General features: G+C 71.5%; 15 protein-coding genes. 2 read left to right on the top strand and 13 right to left on the bottom strand.

Features of this window, described 5'->3' with window-relative positions:
• Positions 1-7 precede the first annotated feature (7 nt).
• The 12 genes from EZ242_RS17120 to EZ242_RS17065 all read right to left on the bottom strand — a co-directional run bounded on the left by EZ242_RS17120 (position 8) and on the right by EZ242_RS17065 (position 11771).
• Positions 8-451, bottom strand: a complete 444-nt coding sequence (locus EZ242_RS17120) for a RidA family protein (RefSeq protein ID WP_135286419.1) — start codon at positions 449-451, stop codon at positions 8-10.
• Positions 452-467: 16 nt separating this feature from the next.
• Entirely contained in the window at positions 468-803 is a 336-nt protein-coding gene (locus EZ242_RS17115) for a hypothetical protein (protein ID WP_135286418.1), read from the bottom strand.
• 3 nt (positions 804-806) lie between these two features.
• Positions 807-1766, bottom strand: a complete 960-nt coding sequence (locus EZ242_RS17110) for a Bug family tripartite tricarboxylate transporter substrate binding protein (protein ID WP_135286417.1) — start codon at positions 1764-1766, stop codon at positions 807-809.
• Between the two features lie 242 nt (positions 1767-2008).
• A complete protein-coding gene (locus tag EZ242_RS17105; protein WP_135286416.1) occupies positions 2009-3478 on the bottom strand; it encodes an aldehyde dehydrogenase in 1470 nt (489 codons plus the stop codon).
• Positions 3479-3491: 13 nt separating this feature from the next.
• Positions 3492-4286 carry an aspartate dehydrogenase gene (locus tag EZ242_RS17100; protein ID WP_135286415.1) on the bottom strand — a complete coding sequence of 265 codons (795 nt, stop codon included), beginning with the start codon at positions 4284-4286 and terminating at the stop codon, positions 3492-3494.
• A 14-nt stretch (positions 4287-4300) separates the two neighbouring features.
• Positions 4301-5968 carry a thiamine pyrophosphate-binding protein gene (locus tag EZ242_RS17095; protein ID WP_135286414.1) on the bottom strand — a complete coding sequence of 556 codons (1668 nt, stop codon included), beginning with the start codon at positions 5966-5968 and terminating at the stop codon, positions 4301-4303.
• Positions 5965-6777, bottom strand: coding sequence for an IclR family transcriptional regulator (locus tag EZ242_RS17090; protein WP_135286413.1), 813 nt, complete (start codon positions 6775-6777; stop codon positions 5965-5967). Before EZ242_RS17090 ends, EZ242_RS17095 begins: the two co-directional genes overlap by 4 nt.
• A 58-nt stretch (positions 6778-6835) precedes the next feature.
• Entirely contained in the window at positions 6836-7681 is an 846-nt protein-coding gene (locus EZ242_RS17085) for an alpha/beta fold hydrolase (protein WP_135286412.1), read from the bottom strand.
• A gap of 14 nt (positions 7682-7695) precedes the next feature.
• Entirely contained in the window at positions 7696-8202 is a 507-nt protein-coding gene (locus EZ242_RS17080) for a cupin domain-containing protein (protein ID WP_135286713.1), read from the bottom strand.
• A 127-nt stretch (positions 8203-8329) separates the two neighbouring features.
• The gene (locus EZ242_RS17075; RefSeq protein WP_135286411.1) at positions 8330-9100 is read right to left on the bottom strand and encodes an SDR family oxidoreductase; all 771 of its coding nucleotides are present in this window, start codon (positions 9098-9100) and stop codon (positions 8330-8332) included.
• A gap of 83 nt (positions 9101-9183) precedes the next feature.
• A complete protein-coding gene (gene queC, locus EZ242_RS17070) occupies positions 9184-9894 on the bottom strand; it encodes a 7-cyano-7-deazaguanine synthase QueC (protein WP_135286410.1) in 711 nt (236 codons plus the stop codon).
• Entirely contained in the window at positions 9891-11771 is a 1881-nt protein-coding gene (locus tag EZ242_RS17065; protein ID WP_135286409.1) for a cation:proton antiporter, read from the bottom strand. Before EZ242_RS17065 ends, queC begins: the two co-directional genes overlap by 4 nt.
• 160 nt (positions 11772-11931) lie before the next feature.
• On the opposite strand from EZ242_RS17065, the gene EZ242_RS17060 reads away from it, so the two are divergent.
• Positions 11932-14217 carry an amino acid permease gene (locus EZ242_RS17060; protein ID WP_167784830.1) on the top strand — a complete coding sequence of 762 codons (2286 nt, stop codon included), beginning with the start codon at positions 11932-11934 and terminating at the stop codon, positions 14215-14217.
• An 18-nt stretch (positions 14218-14235) separates the two neighbouring features.
• Here EZ242_RS17060 and EZ242_RS17055 read toward each other — a convergent pair whose 3' ends face one another.
• Entirely contained in the window at positions 14236-15123 is an 888-nt protein-coding gene (locus EZ242_RS17055; protein ID WP_135286407.1) for a LysR family transcriptional regulator, read from the bottom strand.
• Positions 15124-15212: 89 nt separating this feature from the next.
• On the opposite strand from EZ242_RS17055, the gene EZ242_RS17050 reads away from it, so the two are divergent.
• The gene (locus EZ242_RS17050) at positions 15213-16391 is read left to right on the top strand and encodes an Acg family FMN-binding oxidoreductase (RefSeq protein ID WP_135286406.1); all 1179 of its coding nucleotides are present in this window, start codon (positions 15213-15215) and stop codon (positions 16389-16391) included.
• Positions 16392-16431 lie beyond the last annotated feature (40 nt).

Raw genomic sequence — 16431 nt, 5'->3', positions numbered from 1 at the left:
TTTTCCTTCAGGCGCCGTCCAGCGGCCGTGCGTCGCGCAGGTCCACGTCCAGCCGTGCCCAGGCATCGACCTCCACCCGCAGCTCGGGAAACACCAGCGCGCTCACGGCCACCAGTGTGGAGCAGGGATAGTGGCCGCGGAAGAAGTCGCGCCGCGCACGGCCGACCTCGTCCTTGTCCGCGATGTCGGTGATGTAGACCACCGTCTTGACGATGTTGTGCCGGTGGCCGCCGGCAGCCGTCACCAGCGCCTCCAGCTTGCCCAGCACGTGCAGGGTCTGCTCGTAGGCGCCCAGGGGCTCGCCCCGCGCGGCCGCCTCGCGGGTGGCCGGGTGCGCGGTGGCGCCCGACATGATCACTTCCTGGCCGATGCGAAAGGCATTGGTCCAGGAGGCGGTGGGCAGGTCCGGCACGCGGGCCGAACGGATCTTTGCGACGGGGGTGCTGCTCATGGCGTCCTCATTGGCCTCACTGGCCTCCCTGGCGCACGCGTTCCTTGATGCGCTCGCGCACCGGCACGAAGTCGTAGCTCGGATAGACCTCGGTCCGGAACACGCCCCAGGCCGAGCGCTCCAGCTCCACGTTCACCTGGCCCAGCAGATGCGGCGGCACTTCCAGCGTGACGATCTGGCCGAAGCCCATGGCCACGGTCCACGAGACCACGCGCGTGCCCGGGACGGGAAAGCGCTCCCACCAGTCAGCGGCCTTCAGGCGGGCCTGCACCTCGTCGAGCACCAGGCCGGCGTGGTGCTTGAGCACGATGGTGAGCAGCACGTTGGGGTTGGGCGCATCCGCGTCGGCCATGCCTTACTCCGCCTTGATGTTCCGGCTCTTGAGGATGCCGGCCCAGGTGGCGGTCTCGGCCTGGATGTGCGCGGCGTATTCGGCCGGCGTCATGGTGACCGGCTGCAGGCCCTGCGCCTTGAGCTGCTCGCGCACCGCGGGCTGGGAAAGGATGTCCTGCGCGTCCTTCGCCAGGCGCGCCGCCACCTCGGCGGGCGTGCCGGCCGGGGCCATCAGGCCATACCAGGAGGTGACCTCCACGCCCTTGACGCCCTGCTCCAGCAGCGTGGGGATCTCGGGCGCCACCGAGGTGCGCTGCTTGTCGGTCACGCCCAGCGCCACCAGCTTGCCGCTCTTGATGTGGCCCAGCGTGGCCGGCAGGTTGCTGAACATCAGCGGCACCGTGCCGCCCAGCACGTCGTTGAGCGCGGGGCCCGTGCCCTTGTAGGGCACGTGAAGGATGTCGGCGCCGGTCTGCTGCTTGAAAAGTTCGCCGGCCAGGTGCAGGCCGCTGCCCACGCCCGGCGAGGCGTAGGACAGCGTGCCGGGCTTGGCCTTGGCCTGGGCGAGCAGCTCCTGCACGTTCTTCACCCCCGCGCCCGGGCCGGCGACCAGCACATTGGGTGCGGTGGCCAGCATGGTCACGGGCACGAAGTCGCGCTGGATGTCGAAGGGGAAGTTCGGCATCAACGTGGGGTTGATGGTGAGGTTGCCGGCAGGGATGACCAGCAGCGTGTCGCCATCGGGCCTGGCGCGCTTGACGCGGTCGATCCCGATGTTGCCGGCTCCGCCCGGCACGTTCTCCACCAGCGCGGTGCGGCCCTGCTTCTTCTGCAGGCCGTCGGCGAGCAGGCGCGAGAGCGTGTCCACGGGGCCGCCGGGGGGGAAGGGGGCGACGATGATGATTCGGCTGGCGGGCTGGGCGAAGGCTGTCGAGGTGGCGACGGCGAGGGCGGCGAGGGCGAGGAAGCGGCGGGTGATCATGGTGTTGTTCTGGGGGTTGGGTTGGTGATGCCCTTCGACAGGCTCAGGGCGAACGGTAGTTGAGCGATCGTTGCAGGCCCTTCGACAGGCTCAGGACGAACGGGGGTGGGGAATCGTTGCGGGCCCTTCGACAGGCTCAGGGCGAACGGGGACACGTGGGGTCGGGTTGAAGGTGCATCGACTACCACCCCCGCCCGTTCGGGCTGAGCCTGTCGAAGCCCATCGCCAAGCAAGCCCCGTGCTCAATCCGCCCATGGCAGCGGCGCCTCGTTCATCCCCCAATAGAAACTCTTCTGTGCCGTGTATTCCAGGATCCCCAGGCGACCCTTCTCCCGCCCCGTGCCACTCTGCTTCACGCCGCCGAACGGCGTGCTGACCGAGAAGACCTTGTAGGTGTTGACCCAGACGGTGCCCGTCTGCAGCGCCGATCCGATGCGCCAGGCCCTGCGGTAGTCCCCGGTCCAGATGCCCGAGGCCAGGCCGAACACGCTGTCGTTGGCCTGCGCGATCAGGTCCGCTTCGTCCTCCCACGGCAGCAGCGCCAGCACCGGGCCGAAGATCTCCTCCTGGCACATGCGCGCGTCGTTGCGCAGGCCCTCGAACACCGTAGGGAGGTAGTAGCTGCCCTTTGCGAAGGGCGCGCCCTCCGGACGTTGCCCGCCGGCCAGCACGCGCCCGCCCTCCTCGCGCCCCAGCGCGACGAAGCGCTCCACGCTCGCGCGGTGGCCCTGGTTCACCAGCGGCCCCATCTGCGTGCGTTCGCTCGCGGGGTCGCCCACGCGCAATTGCGCCACGCCGGCGAGCAGCCGCCGCTTGAACTCCTCGTACACGCTGGCGTGCACGAAGGCGCGGGAGCCGGCGATGCAGGACTCGCCCGAGGAGCTGAAGATCCCGTACAGCACGCCCTTGACCGCATGGTCCAGGTCCGCATCCGCGCAGACGATGGTGGGTGACTTGCCCCCCAGTTCCAGCGAGGTGGGCATGAGCTTCTCGGCGGCCAGGCGCTGGATGCCCAGGCCCACCGTGGTGCCGCCGGTGAAGGCGATGCGCTTGACGAGCGGGTGCTTGACCAGCGCGTCGCCCACGATGGAGCCCTTGCCCGGCAGCACGCTCACGATGCCGGGCGGAACGCCGGCTTCCTCGGCGATCTTCGCCAGCTCGATGGCCATGCGCGGCGTGATCTCGGCCGGCTTGAACACCACCGCACAGCCGGCCGCCAGCGCCGGTGCGAGCTTCTGCGCCTCGCTGGCGATGGGTGAGTTCCAGGGCGTGATGGCGCCCACCACGCCGAGCGGCTCGTGCACGCTCATGGTGAGGTAGTCGCCGCGCGCGGGCGTGAGCTGGTCTTCCCAGGTCTCGCAGGCCGCCGCGAAGAACTGGAAGGTGCCGGCGGCACTGGCCACGAGCGCGCGGGTCTCGTTGATCGGCTTGCCGTTGTCCAGCCGCTGCAGCTGCGCGAGTTCCTCGGCGCGTGCGCGGATGCCGCCGGCGATGCGGTGCAGGATGCCCGCGCGTTCGTGGCGCTTCAGGCCCGCCCAGGGCGCCTCGCGGCGCGCCTTCTCGGCGGCCTGCACGGCCTCGTCCACGTCGGCCGCGGTGGCGGCATGCAGGCGCGCGACGACGCTGCCGTCGTGCGGGTACTCGGTCTCGTAGGCGGGGCCGCTCGCGTCGCGCCAGCGGCCGGCGATCAGGGTCTGGAGCTTGTCGGTCATGGCACGGAGGCGTCTAGAGCGTGACGGTGCAGGCGCGGTTGCCGAGGAATCGCAGGGCCGACAGCACCGTGAGGGCGGAGGTCTTGGGGTTGTCCTCGAGGGGCTTGCCGCGCATGGTGATGTCCATTTCGCCGAAGGCGCCGCGCACGTGGATCTCGTGGATGTTTTCGGTGACGCCCGGGTCCGCCACGAGGCGCACGCGGGTCGCGTCCAGGCCGAGGCCGGCCAGGGCAATGGTGGCGGCGACGTTGGCGTTCTTGGGGTACAGGCGCGCGGCCTCGCGGGCGCTGCCGTCCAGGATGACGGTGGGCTCGCGCAGCGAGGCGAGGTCGAAGGCGGTCTCGGCCGGCGTTCCCTTCCAGCTCGCCGGCGGCTTGCGGCCGGTGTAGCGCACCTCGTCCAGGCCGGCGATGCGCGCGGCCGCCAGGGCGTCCACGCCGCCGATCGCGCCCGAGAGCAGGTGCACCTGCGTGTCGCCGCGGCGGGCGGCGTCCTCCAGGCGTTCGAGCATGCCGGGCTCGGCCACCGCGCCGATGGACAGCACGGCGCATTCGATGCCGCGCGCGAGCGCGGGCACCACGTGCTGCTCCAGCGCGGCGTGGCCCGCGCATTCGAGCACGAGCTGTGTCTGCGCCGGCACCTCGGCGCAGATCTCGACGCCCTCGGGCGCCGCGGCGCGCGCCGCGGCCTGGTGCTCCTGCGGCACGACGATGTGGGTGATGCGCAGGCCGTCGATGCGTGCGGCGCGCTGCAGCACCGAGCGGCCGATGGCGCCGAAGCCGACGAGGGTGAGCTGCTGCTGTGGCATCGCTGGGAGCCTCTTCAATCTTTCTTGAGGATGGGACCGGCGAACTTGGCGGCGAAGGGCCCCCAGCGCTTCATGTCCACCTCCACCACCACCGGGCCGCGCAGGGTGGCGGCACGGGCCAGCACATCGCGCGTATCGGCCGGATCGCGCAGGCTCAGGTGCTGCACTCCCAGGCTGGCGCAGAAGGGCTCGAAGTCCGGGTTGTGCAGGTCCACGTAGCAGTGCCGCCCGCCGTAGATGTCGTCCTGGATGTTGCGGATGACGCCGTACTGGCTGTCGTTCATCAGGATGACGAGCAGGTCCGCGCGCTCCTGCACCGCGCAGGCCAGTTCGCCCACGTTGAGCATGAAGCCGCCGTCGCCCGCCAGCACCACGGTGCGCCGGCCCAGCCCGTGCACGGCGTCGGCGATGGCGGTGCCGATGCCCATGGCCAGGCCCTGGCCGATGCCGCCGCCCAGGGCATGCACGCCGGCGCGTGGATGGTCCAGCACCGGGGCCCGGTTGCCCCACATGCTGTTGGACAGGGTGATGTCGCGCACCCACCAGATCGAGGTGCCGAGCTGCCGGCCGATCTCGTTCTTGAGCGTGGCGTAGGGCCCGAGCGCCGCTTCCAGCGTTCCAGCCGCTTCGGCCCGGGCGCGCTGCACGTCGCCCACCAGTTCCGGGTCCACCTGCATGCGGCCTTCCAGCAGGTCGGCCAGCGCATGGAGCGTGTCACTGGCGTCGCCCTGCACGAAGTAGTCGCTGGCATAGCCGCGGTTGTGGGCCAGCGCGTTGGCGTCGATGCGGTACAGCGCGCGCGGCAGCTTGAGCTTGTAGCTCAGGGTCTCGTTGCTGCGAAGGCGCGAGCCCACCACCAGCATGGCGTCGCAGCTCTGGTAGAGCGCCTCGGCCGGCGGCTGCAGGTTGTAGGAGCCGAGGTTGGCCGGGTGGTCCTCGGGCACGATGCCCCGGCCCTGCACGGAGGTGACCACGCCCCAGCCCATCTTCAGGAAGCGCTCCACCGCCGCACGCGCGCCGCGTGCGCCGCCCCCCAGCCACAGCAGCGGCCGGCGCGCGCCGCGCAGGCGCTCGGCCAGGCCGTTGAGCGCGCTGGCGCCGGGCCGCACGGGCGCGAGTTCCAGCGGGTGCAGGTCCGCCGGCAGGGGCAGGAGCTGCTTCTGGATGTCGATGGGGATCTCAATGCTCACGGGCCCGCAGGGCGCCGTGAACGCAAGGCGCACGGCCTCGCGCAGCGTGGCCAGCGCGGTCTCGGCGTTGCGGATGCGAAAGGCCGCCTTGCCCACGGCCTGCAGCATGGCCAGCTGCGCGGGATGCTCGTGGATGTAGCCGAGGTCACGGTCCAGGTAGGGCGACTCGATCTGGCCGGTCAGGTGCAACAGGGGCGTGCCGGCGGTCATGGCCTCGACCATCGCGCCGGCGGCGTTGCCGCAGCCCGTGCCGGTGCTGGTGACGCACACGCCCAGGCCGCCGGTCACGCGCGCATAGGCGTCGGCCATGTTGCAGGCGCCGGCCTCGCCGCGCGCGGAGACGAAGCGGACTTCCCCGCGCCGGTGGAAGGCGTCGAGGATGGGCATGTTGTGGATGGAGATCACGCCGAAGGCGGCGCGCACGCCGCAGGCTTCGAGGAAGCGCGCGGCCAGTTCGCCGACGGTGATGCGGCTGTCGGTGGAAGTCGTCATGCGGGAGCCTTGGTCGGCGGCGTCGATCCGCTCGGGTGGGAGATGTGACTGAGCAGGCCGCTGAGCGTGGCGGCAGCCTGCATGACCTGCGGCGCGAGCACCGAGACCTTCTCGGCCGGCACCTGCTGCGAGGGCACGGTGATGCTGATGGCGGCAACGACCTCGTGCTGCTCGTTGAACACGGGCGCGGCCAGGGTGGTGATGCCGGTCTCGTAGCCGCCCTGGCTGAGGCCCCAGCCCTTGGCACGGTCCGCGTCGATGAGCGTCTTGAGCTCGGCCAGCGTGGTGGGCGTGCGCGGCGTGTAGGCCGGCAGAGGCGATTCGGGATAGAGCTGCGAAAGCTCGGCCATGGTGAGGCCCGAGAGCAGCACGCGCCCGAGCACGGTGGCGTGCGCGGGCAGGCGCGCGCCGACCTGGATGGAATGGAACAGGGCGTTGGCCCCCACTGCCTTGGCCACGAAGACCACCTGCTGGCCGTCGCGCACCACGAGGTGGGCCGAGTAGCCGGTGTCGGTGCGAAGCTGCTCGATGACCGGGCGCCCCAGCTCGGTCAGCTCCATGGAGGCGAGGTACTCGAAGCCCAGGCGCAGCACGCCGATGGCCAGGCGGTAGCTCGCGGCGTCCGGCACGCGCTCGACGAAGCCGGTCTGCTCCAGCGTCTGCAGCAGGCGGAACACCGAGGCGCGCGGCAGGTCCAGCCGGCGCGCGAGCTCAGCGCCGGTGAGCTGGGGCTCGTTGCGGCTGAAGCAGGTCAGAAGCTGCAGCCCGCGCGCCAGGCCCGGCACCAGGTAGCGGTTGTCTTCACTCATTGGACGACCCTCCGCACGACGTGCTCCGCGAATGAGCGCTTGGGGCGGCCCGGCGCGCTCATGCCCGCACCCGCTCGGCGATCAGCCGATTCACCGCCTCGGCGGCCTCGATGGCGCAGGCGTGGCCCACCGGGCCGAGCGAGGCGTAGGGCAGGCCCGCGCGCTCGGCCAGCGCGCGGCTGGCGGCGGCGGTGGTGATGCCGTCCGCGTCGCCGCAGGCGACCAGGCCGGGACAGGGCAGGCCCTGCAGCAGGCCCGCCAGGTGCGCGCCGGCCAGCATGTGCGTGGCCTGCTCGTAGCCGCCCGGATGCACCTGGGCCATGATGGACTTCACGTAGGCCACCATCTGCGGCGAGGCGGATGCGGACAGCATGGCCGCACCGCGCTTGTCGGCCATGCCCGCCGGGCCGAGGGTGTGCAGGTTGTTCAGGCGGTCCTGCCGCTTGGCCTCCCGCACTTCGGCCTCGGCCTGCCCATAGCCCTGCGCGGGCGAGAGCAGCACCAGCTGACGCACGCGCGAGGGCGCAAGACGGGTGGCCGCACTGGCCATCAGCGCACCCAGGGAGTGCCCGACCAGCACGACCCGCTCATCGCCCAGGCCCACTGCGTCCAGCCATTGCCACACGCGCGCGCCGTAGTCCTCGGCGCGCGGCTCGGGCGCGGGCAGCGCAGCGCTGCGGCCGTAGCCGGGTGCGTCCCAGGCCAGCACCCGCGCCTGCGACGCGAGCGCATCGAGCTGGCGCACCCAGCTGCCCGAACCCGAGCCGATGCCGTGCAGCAGCACGACCACGGGCGTGCCCTGGCCGCTCTCGCGGAAGGACACCACGCCACCCGCCGTGGCGAGCTCGCGGGCCGGATGGCGCGCGGCCAGCGCCGGCAGATCGTTGGGCTCGGAGGTGGCCATGCTCTGCAACCCTCTCAGCGCTGCTCGCGCTTGATCTTGGTCAGCGGCGAATCGGGCGGATAGACCGGCGTGATGGGCTTGGGCGAGCCCAGCATCACGCACATGAGCGCGTCCTCGTCGCCGATGTTGTGCTCCTCGCGGTACACGCCCGGCGGCACGGAGATGAGGTCCCGCTCGCCCAGCACGGCTTCCCAGCGCTGGCCGTCCTTCTCGCACACGACCTTCATGGCGCCGCGCATGACGAAGAAGATTTCTTCGACGTCCCAATGGATGTGCGAGGGACCGATGTTGCCGGCCGGGATCACCATGGTCGAGAAGGTGAAGTGGCCCGCGGGCACGGTGTTGCTGTCCTTGGCCACACCGGTGCCGCCGGTGCCCACGTAGCGCATCTGGGCGCGGCGGTACTTGGGGTCGAAGTCGGCCTGGAACTTGAGCGCGTCCCAGTCATAGCGGCGGGTGGACTTGCGGGCCACGCGGCTTTCCATCCAGTCGGCGAAGCTCTGGCCGGGCTGGGCCAGCATGGTGGCCTGGATCTGCGGCTCGGGCGGGGTCTGCGGGTCCAGCAGGCCCAGTTCGTTGAACTTGGGTTCGTTGGCGGCTTGGTTCATGGGGACAGCCTTTTCGATGAGGGGGTGGGCGATGGAAGGATCACTTCATGACGAAGCCGCCATTGACCGGCAGCACCTGGCCGGTGACGTAGGCGGCGGCATCGGAAAGCAGGAACAGGACCGGGCCGACCACGTCCTCGGGCACCTGCGGGCGGCGGATGGCCCGGCCGCTCTGGTAGTAGGCGTGGCGCGCCTCGGGCACGTACGCGGTGGCCTCCACCAGGGTGAGGCCCGGCGCGATGGCGTTGACGGTGATGCCGTCCTCGCCCAGCTCGCGCGCCATGGCGTGCGTCATGGCGATGACGGCGCCCTTGCTCGCGACGTAGGCCATGAGGTTGGGCGCGCCCCACAGGGCGGTGTCGGAGGCGATGTTGACCACCCGCCCGCGGCCCGAGGCCTTGAGCCAGGGCTGCGCGGCCTGCGTGGCCAGCCAGGTGCCGCGCACGTTCACGTCCATCACGCGGTCCCAGGTGGCGACCTCGATCGCGCCCATGGGCTTGCCACCGGAATTGGTGATGGCGCCGTTGTTCACCAGCCCGTCCAGCCCGCCCAGCGCCTCGGCCGCCTGGGCCACGCCCTGGGCCACGGAGGCCGGGTCGGACAGGTCCATGGGCAGGTAGCGGGCCGAGCCGGCGCGCTGCGCGTTCAAGGCCTCGGCCACCTGTGCGCCCTGCTCGTGCAGCACGTCCGAGAGCACCACCGTCGCCCCCGCAGCCACGCAGGCGCGGGCAAAGGCCTCGCCCAGCCCCCGGGCAGCGCCCGTGACCAGAATGCGGCGGTCGGAAAGCGAGTCGTGGGCCGGTGCGCTCATGTTTTATATGCGAAACGCTGATTCACTTAAGTAACGAACCGGATTCTGGCACGGTTTGATCCGGGCCCGCGTTTCTTGAGTGGTCAGGAGGGGTTTTGGGCCGCCTGCCAGGCGCGGTAGCCCGCCGCCCGCAGCGCGCAGGCCGGGCAGGTGCCGCAGCCGGCGCCCCAGTCGTGGCGCGGCTCGCGCTGGCCCAGGTAGCAGGTGTGGGTCTCCTTGCGCACCAGGTCCACCAGGGCCTCGCCGCCCAGGTCCGCCGCGAGCTGCCAGGTGGCGGCCTTGTCGATCCACATGAGCGGCGTCTCGATCGCCAGCGGACGCGCCAGGCCCAGGCTGAGCGCGGCCTGCATGGCCTTCATGGTCGCGTCGCGGCAGTCCGGGTAGCCGGAGTAGTCCGTCTCGCACATGCCGCCCACCAGCACTTCGCAGCCGCGCCGGTAGGCGAGCGCCGCGGCCAGCGTGAGAAAGAGCAGGTTGCGCCCGGGCACGAAGGTGTTGGGCAGGCCGTCGGCCTGCAGCACGATCTGCGCGTCGCGCGTGAGCGCGGTGTCGCTGATCTGCCCGAGCACGCCGATCTCCAGCAGGTGGTCCTCGCCCAGGCGCGGCGCCCAGTGCGGAAACGCCTCCCGCACGCGGGCCAGCACCGCGAGGCGGCAGTCCAGCTCGATGCGGTGCTTCTGGCCGTAGTCGAAGCCGACGGTCTCCACCCGCTCGTAGCGCTCCAGCGCCCAGGCCAGGCAGGTGGTGGAGTCCTGGCCGCCGGAGAAGAGGACGATGGCCTTGTGCGTGTTCATGGGGTCGGCTCCTTCGATCCCTGAGGGATTTTCGCTGCGGTACCCGAAGCCGCATCGGCGCGCGCCTGGCCACTATCCGCCACGGCCGGGCGCCGGTCGGCCTCGGGCGCGAAATAGATCGCCGTCCAGCCCGCGTCCAGGCGGAAGCGCTGCTCCTTCGAGTACAGGCGGAAGCTTCCGCCGGGCTCCACGGCCCCGAGCAGCTGCCAGTCCTTCCACGGCTCACCCAGCCGGCCCGCGAGCGCGTCCCAATCGAAGCTGGCGCTCAGCTTCGTGCTCTGGATGCGCCAGCCCTGCGAGAGCCGCTCGTGCAGCGTGGCGTGGTCCGCCTGCGCGTCGAAGGCCAGGTAGCCGCGCTGCTGCACGGTGAGCTGCCGCAGCTCCTCGCCCGCCCCCTTGGGCAGTGCGGTCTGGAAGGTGCGGTGGTGGCCGAAGCGTGGTCCCAGGGCCTTGCAGACCAGGGCGTTGTAGAAGTCGTTCTCGGTGGCGCACAAGAGCGAGTCCAGGTGCAGGACCTCCAGCGTGTGCTCGGTGTGCTCGGACAGGATCTCGCCATAGTGCACCGGGATGCCGGCCATGCGGGCGGCCTTGAGGCGCTGGTAGGCGCCATCGACCACCAGCACCTCGATGCGCAGGTCCGCCAGCGCCCGGGCGAAGGCCAGCGTCCAGTCGGTGGCGCCGACGATCAGCAGGCCGTTGGACCGCCGTGCGGCCAGCCCGAGCCGGCGCGCCAGCGGGCCGAGGGTCAGCCCATGCGCCAGCACGGTGACGATGACCACGGCAAAGGTGATGGGCAGCAGCCGGCTCGCGTCGGCGAAGCCGGCCTCGACCAGCGCCGGCCCGAACAGGCCCGCGGTGGCCACGGCCACGATGCCGCGTGGGGCGATCCACGCGAGCAGCGCCTTTTCCTGCCAGCGCATGGGCGCGCCGGCGGTCGCCAGCGCGATGGACACGGGGCGCACCAGCAGCAGCACGGCCGCGATGAAGGCCAGCACGCGCCAGTCCAGGAGCGCGAGCTGCTGCGCCTGCAGCTGCGAGGGAATGACGATGAACAGGACCGAGAGCAGCACCACGGTGAGCTGCTCCTTGAAGCGCTGCAGCGTCTCGCGCTCGACCAGCCGCAGGTTGCCGAAGACCAGGCCCATCACCGTCACGCTGAGGAGCCCGGCCTCGTGCTGCGCGAGGTTGCTGACCCAGTACACGCACAGCACCATCACCACCAGCACCGGCGCCTTCAGGTGCTCGGGCACGGCGCCGCGCCGGAACAGCCAGCCGACGCCCCAGCCGCCCGCGCCGCCCAGCACGCCGGCGACGACCACCGCCACCAGCAGGCCGGTGAGGGTGGCGACCCAGCCGCCGCCGATGGTGAGGTACTGGAAGGTGAGCACGGCCAGCAGCACGCCCAGGGGGTCGTTGACGATGCCCTCCCATTTCAGGAGCGAGGCGGGGTCCTTGTTCAAGCGCGCCTGCCGCAGCAGGGGAATGATGACCGTGGGCCCGGTCACCACGAGGATGGCGCCCAGCACCGCCGAGACGCCCCAGCTCAGGCCGGCGATGTCGTGCGCCGCCCAGGTCCCCAGCAGCCAGGCCACCGGCGGGCCGAGCAGGGTGAGGCGGCCGATGCCGTGGCCCACGCGGCGGAACTCCGCCAGCTTCAGGTCCATGCCGCCCTCGAACAGGATGATGGCCACGCCCAGGCCGATCAGCTCCGTGAGTTCATGCGAGCCGAACCCCAGCTGGATGAGGCCCGTGCCCGGCCCGAGCACCAGGCCGGTGGCGATGAGCACCACGATGGCGGGCAGGCCGATGCGCCAGGCGACCCACTGGCTGGCCAGGCCGGCGGCGAGCACCACCAGCAGGAGGGCTGCGCCGCTCATTCGGATAGCCCCCGCGGGCCGGGCCGCGTGTGGCGCCTTGTCGTCATCTCAGGACATTTGAGCGGCTGTGTCTTCATGGCCGCAGGACGATACGCGAAGATCGTGCCCGGCCGGTGTCGCCGGCGACACCCCTCCCCTGCCTTCGCCCCGAGACGCCCGCGTGCCTTCCACCTCGACGACCCTCCCGCTTCCCCCAGCCGCCGGCGCGCGACTGGGCACCTTCGCCGGCGTGTTCACGCCCAGCATCCTCACCATCCTGGGCATCGTCCTGTTCCTGCGCCTCGGCTACATCGTCGGCGGCTCCGGCCTCGCGCAGGCGCTGCTCGTGCTGGCGGCGGCGCACGTCATCACCGTGCTCACCGCGCTGTCGGTCGCGGCCATCGCCACCAACCTGCAGGTGCGCGCGGGCGGGGACTACTACCTCATCTCGCGCACGCTGGGCCCGGGCTTCGGCGCCGCCATCGGCCTCGTGCTGTTCCTCGCGCAGGCGGTGTCCATCGGCTTCTACGCCATCGGCTTCGCGGAGGCGCTCGCGCCGCTGGTCCTGCCAGGGCACGCCTGGGCGCCGCGCGCCATCGCGCTGGCGGCGGTGGGCGCCCTGGGCCTGCTCGCCTGGCGTGGCGCCGACCTGGCCACGCGCTTCCAGTACGTGGTGATGGTGCTGCTGGTGGCCGGCATCGCGGTGTTCGTTGCCGGCGCCGCCGGACGCTGGGACGCCAGTACGCTGCTGGCCAACTGGCCCGCGCCGCGCGACAGCCTGCCCTTCTGGGTGGCCTTCGCCATCTTCTTTCCCGCGGTGACCGGGTTCACGCAGGGCGTGAGCATGTCGGGCGACCTGGCCGCCCCGGGCCGCAGCATCCCCAGCGGCGTGCTGGGCGCCGTGGGCGTTTCCGCACTGGTGTACCTGGCCTGCGCGCTGCTGTTCGCGGCCGCCCTGCCCGCCGCCGAGCTGCGCGGCGAGGGCTTTGCGATGCGCGAGCTGGCGCTGTGGGGGCCGCTGATCGACCTGGGCGTGATGGCGGCCACGCTGTCGTCGGCACTCGCCTCCTTCATGGGCGCGCCGCGCATCCTGCAGTCGCTCGCGAGCGATGGCATCTTCCGCTGGCTGGCGCCCTTCGCCGCGGTGAACCCGGCCGACAGCAACCCGCGCCGCGCCGTCGGCCCGACGCTGCTGGTGGCCGCCGGCATCGTGGCGCTGGGGGACCTGAACCTGGTGGCCTCCGTCGTGTCCATGTTCTTCCTGGTCTCCTACGGCCTGCTGAACTACGCCACCTGGCACGAGGCGCGCTCCAGCAGCCCCTCGTTCCGCCCCACCTTCCGCTTCTACGATCGCCGCCTGGGGCTGGCGGGCGCACTGGCGTGCCTGGGCGCGATGCTGGCCGTGGACCTGCGCGCAGGCGTGGTGGCCACGCTCATCGTCTATGCCATCTACCGCTGGGTGGAGCGACAGGACCTGGCCGTGCAATGGAGCGACGGCCGCCGCGCCTACCACCTGCAACTGGCGCGCGAACACCTGCTGGAGGCCGCCGCCGAACCCGAGCACGCGCGTGCCTGGCGGCCGCAGCTGCTGGTCTTCTCGGACTCCCCGCAGCGCCGCGCGCGCCTGCTCGCCTTTGCCAGCTGGGTCGAGGGTGGCGCCGGCATGACCACCGTGGTGCGGCTGCTCGCCGGCGACAGGCGCGACGTTGTCTCGCAGCGCCAGCAGGAGGCCGAGCAACTGGCGGCCGAAATCCGCGACGCCGATTCCACGGCCTTCCCCCTGGTGGTCGTGGGCGACGACGCCGACTCCATGCTCTCCAGCGTGGTGCAGTCCGCCGGCATCGGGCCCATGCGCACCAACACCGTGGTCGCCAACTGGCCTGTGGGCGAGAACAAGCAGTTCTACGACTCGCTGGGCGTGGGCGGCTTCGGCGAGCGCGTGGCCACCGCCTTCCGCCTGGGCGCGAACCTGCTGCTGCTCGATGCGACCGACGAGGAGTGGACCGCGCTTTCAACGCGAGCCGCGGCGCAGCGCACCATCGACGTGTGGTGGCAGGACAGCCCGAGCGGCGAGCTGATGCTGCTGCTGGCGTATCTCAGCACGCGCAGCACGGACTGGCACGAGGCGCGCATCCGCCTGCTCGCCTCGCCCGCGCCGGGCGCCAGCGACGAGGCATGCGGGCGAGAGCTCGAAGAGCGGCTGGAGCAGGTCCGCATTCCGGCCGAGGTCGTGATCGTGCCGACCCCGAGCGAATCGGTGGTGGTGCAGGCCTCGCGCGGCAGCGACCTGGTCTTCCTCCCCTTTCGCGTGCACGCCGGCCGCTTCTACTCGCCCTTCGGCTGGGAAGTCGGCCCGGCGACGCGCCATCTGCCCATCACAGTCCTGTGCCTGGCGGCGCAGGAGATCGACCTGGAGGCGGAGCCGGACGACGGGGTGGCGCCTGCGCCAACAGCCTCCGCGCAATGAGCGCCGGCTTGTCCGACCTCACAGAGCCTTCGGAATCGCCTCCGTCAGAAAACCGTACACCGCGCGAATGCGCGGATTCGCGCGGATCTCCCGGTGGACCGCCAGCCACATGGGCAGCGGCGGGATCTTGAGCATGGGCAGGAGCGGCTCGACCTCGGCGTCGCCACGCACGAGGTAGTCCGCGGCGAAGCCGATCCCCAGGCCGGCGCGGACGGCCTGCCAGCCGGCGACAAGGTCGTCGGTGCGAATGCCGAAGTGCTCGCGGGTGACGGGCAGGCCCATGGCGGCGAAGCCCTCCAGGACCTCCTCGTTGCGGTCGCCGCCGATCAGGTCGTGCGAGAGCAGGTCCGCGGGCTCGCGCGGGATGCCGCGGCGACGCAGGTAGCTCGGATGCGCGCAGGCGGTGAGCGTGACCTTGCCGACGCGCCGGGCCACGAGGGAGGCTTGTTCGGGCTGCACCATGCGCAGGGCGATGTCGGCCTCGCGGCGCAGCAGGTTGCTCACCGCATTCGTGGCCACCAGCTCCACCTGCACCTCGGGCAGCGCCTGGCGCATCTGTGCCAGCAGCGGCGGCAGCAGGAAGCAGGCCACCGGCTGGCTGGCGCTGATGCGGACCGACCCGGCCGTGGCCTTCTGCGTGCCCGCGACGTCCTGTGCGAGCGCATGCGCGCCCGTTTCCATGCTCCGCGCGGATTGGGCCAGGCGCAGCGCCACCTCGGTCGGCGTCAGGCCGCGGCCGGTGCGCTCGAAGAGGACCACGCCCAGCTGCCGTTCCAGCTCGGCAACGTGGCGGCCCAGGGTGGGCTGGCTCGAACCGAGCTGGCGCGCGGCGCCCAGGAGGCTGCCTTGCTCCAGCACGGCCAGGAATGACGGAACCAGGGACCAGTCAAAGGCAACGCTATTCATAAATGAAATGCTGGTATTGAAGTTCAGCGAATTGTGTTGACCTCCACGCATTTCGACAATCCACCTCACTTCAACGCAGGAGGTTCCCCATGGACCGTCGAAGCTTCATCCGCCTGGTCGGCGGCGGCACCGTCGCCGCGGCGATCGCCCCCTTGTCCGGCTGCTCGTTGACGAGCGCCTACCCGCCCGAGGCCCTGGAAGCATGGCGGGGGCCTGGCGCCGAGCCCGATGTACGGCGCTGGGCCGTGGCGCATGCCATCACCGCCCCCAACCCGCACAACCTGCAGCCCTGGCTGGTGGACCTGCGCGAGCCGGGCGTGATCACGCTCATGACGGACCGCGAGCGCGTGCTGCCGCACACGGACCCCTTCGGGCGGCAGATCCTGATCGGGCACGGCGCCTTCATTGAACTGCTCGTCATCGCGCTGGCCGAGCGGGGCCATGGCGCGGACGTGGTGCTCTGGCCGCAGGGCGAGCTGGGCGCGAACCTGCGCGACTGGGACCGCCGGCCGGTCGCACGCATCGTGCTGCGCCCCCAGGGCGAGCGCGACCCGCTGTTCGCGCAGCTGCTCCAGCGCCACACGCCCAAGTCCGACTTCGACACCACGCGGCCGGTGGCTGCATCGACCTTGCAGGCCCTGCTCGCTTCGGTGCCGCCCTCCCTGCCCGCCATTCGCGGGGGTGGCACCGTCGACGTGGCCGCGCTCGATCCACTTCGGCGCCTGTGCTGGGAGTCCGCGCAGGTGGAGCTGCTGACCCCGCGCACGGTGATGGAGAGCATCCACCTCACGCGCGTGGGCCCGAAGGAGATCCTCGCGCACCGCGACGGCATCACTCTGAACAGCCTGATGATCCGCGGCGTCGATGCCCTGGGCATGTTCGACCGCGAGAACCCGCCGGCCGAGGGCAGCCAGGCCTACAAGAACATGATGGCGCGCTTCGAGGGGCACAGCCGCACGGCCATGGGCTTCGTGTGGCTTGCGGGCCGAAACGGCCGCCATGAGCAGGTACAGGCGGGCCGGGCGTACGTGCGGCTGCAGCTCAAGGCCACCGAGCTGGGCGTGGGCGTGCATCCCATGAGCCAGGCCCTGCAGGAGTTCCAGGAGATGGCGCCGCACTATGCGCAGGCGCATCGGCTCATGCTGAACCGCCCGGCGCCTGCTTCACCCGAGGACGAGACGCTGCAGATGTTCTGCCGGCTGGGCTACACCGCGTCGCCCGCGCCGGCCACGCCGCGCCGGGTATTCAAGGCCTTCGTGGTGGCGTGAGCAACAACCCCGCGCGCCACCGCCTACCGCCACCCGCTCA

The organism is Ramlibacter rhizophilus, assembly GCF_004681965.1.
Classification (GTDB): domain Bacteria; phylum Pseudomonadota; class Gammaproteobacteria; order Burkholderiales; family Burkholderiaceae_C; genus Ramlibacter; species Ramlibacter rhizophilus.
This window is presented reverse-complemented; position numbering and strand designations above follow the sequence as displayed.

Bases quoted from the DNA above. Each gene is read 5' to 3' on its own strand.
- EZ242_RS17105 (WP_135286416.1), bottom strand. From the start codon at position 3,478: ATGACCGACAAGCTCCAGACCCTGATCGCCGGCCGCTGGCGCGACGCG.
- EZ242_RS17080 (WP_135286713.1), bottom strand. From the start codon at position 8,202: ATGCTGGCCCAGCCCGGCCAGAGCTTCGCCGACTGGATGGAAAGCCGC.
- EZ242_RS17085 (WP_135286412.1), bottom strand. From the start codon at position 7,681: ATGGCCACCTCCGAGCCCAACGATCTGCCGGCGCTGGCCGCGCGCCAT.
- queC (WP_135286410.1), bottom strand. From the start codon at position 9,894: ATGAACACGCACAAGGCCATCGTCCTCTTCTCCGGCGGCCAGGACTCC.
- EZ242_RS17055 (WP_135286407.1), bottom strand. From the start codon at position 15,123: ATGAATAGCGTTGCCTTTGACTGGTCCCTGGTTCCGTCATTCCTGGCC.
- EZ242_RS17050 (WP_135286406.1), top strand. From the start codon at position 15,213: ATGGACCGTCGAAGCTTCATCCGCCTGGTCGGCGGCGGCACCGTCGCC.
- EZ242_RS17075 (WP_135286411.1), bottom strand. From the start codon at position 9,100: ATGAGCGCACCGGCCCACGACTCGCTTTCCGACCGCCGCATTCTGGTC.
- EZ242_RS17100 (WP_135286415.1), bottom strand. From the start codon at position 4,286: ATGCCACAGCAGCAGCTCACCCTCGTCGGCTTCGGCGCCATCGGCCGC.
- EZ242_RS17065 (WP_135286409.1), bottom strand. From the start codon at position 11,771: ATGAGCGGCGCAGCCCTCCTGCTGGTGGTGCTCGCCGCCGGCCTGGCC.
- EZ242_RS17110 (WP_135286417.1), bottom strand. From the start codon at position 1,766: ATGATCACCCGCCGCTTCCTCGCCCTCGCCGCCCTCGCCGTCGCCACC.
- EZ242_RS17095 (WP_135286414.1), bottom strand. From the start codon at position 5,968: ATGACGACTTCCACCGACAGCCGCATCACCGTCGGCGAACTGGCCGCG.
- EZ242_RS17090 (WP_135286413.1), bottom strand. From the start codon at position 6,777: ATGAGTGAAGACAACCGCTACCTGGTGCCGGGCCTGGCGCGCGGGCTG.
- EZ242_RS17115 (WP_135286418.1), bottom strand. From the start codon at position 803: ATGGCCGACGCGGATGCGCCCAACCCCAACGTGCTGCTCACCATCGTG.
- EZ242_RS17120 (WP_135286419.1), bottom strand. From the start codon at position 451: ATGAGCAGCACCCCCGTCGCAAAGATCCGTTCGGCCCGCGTGCCGGAC.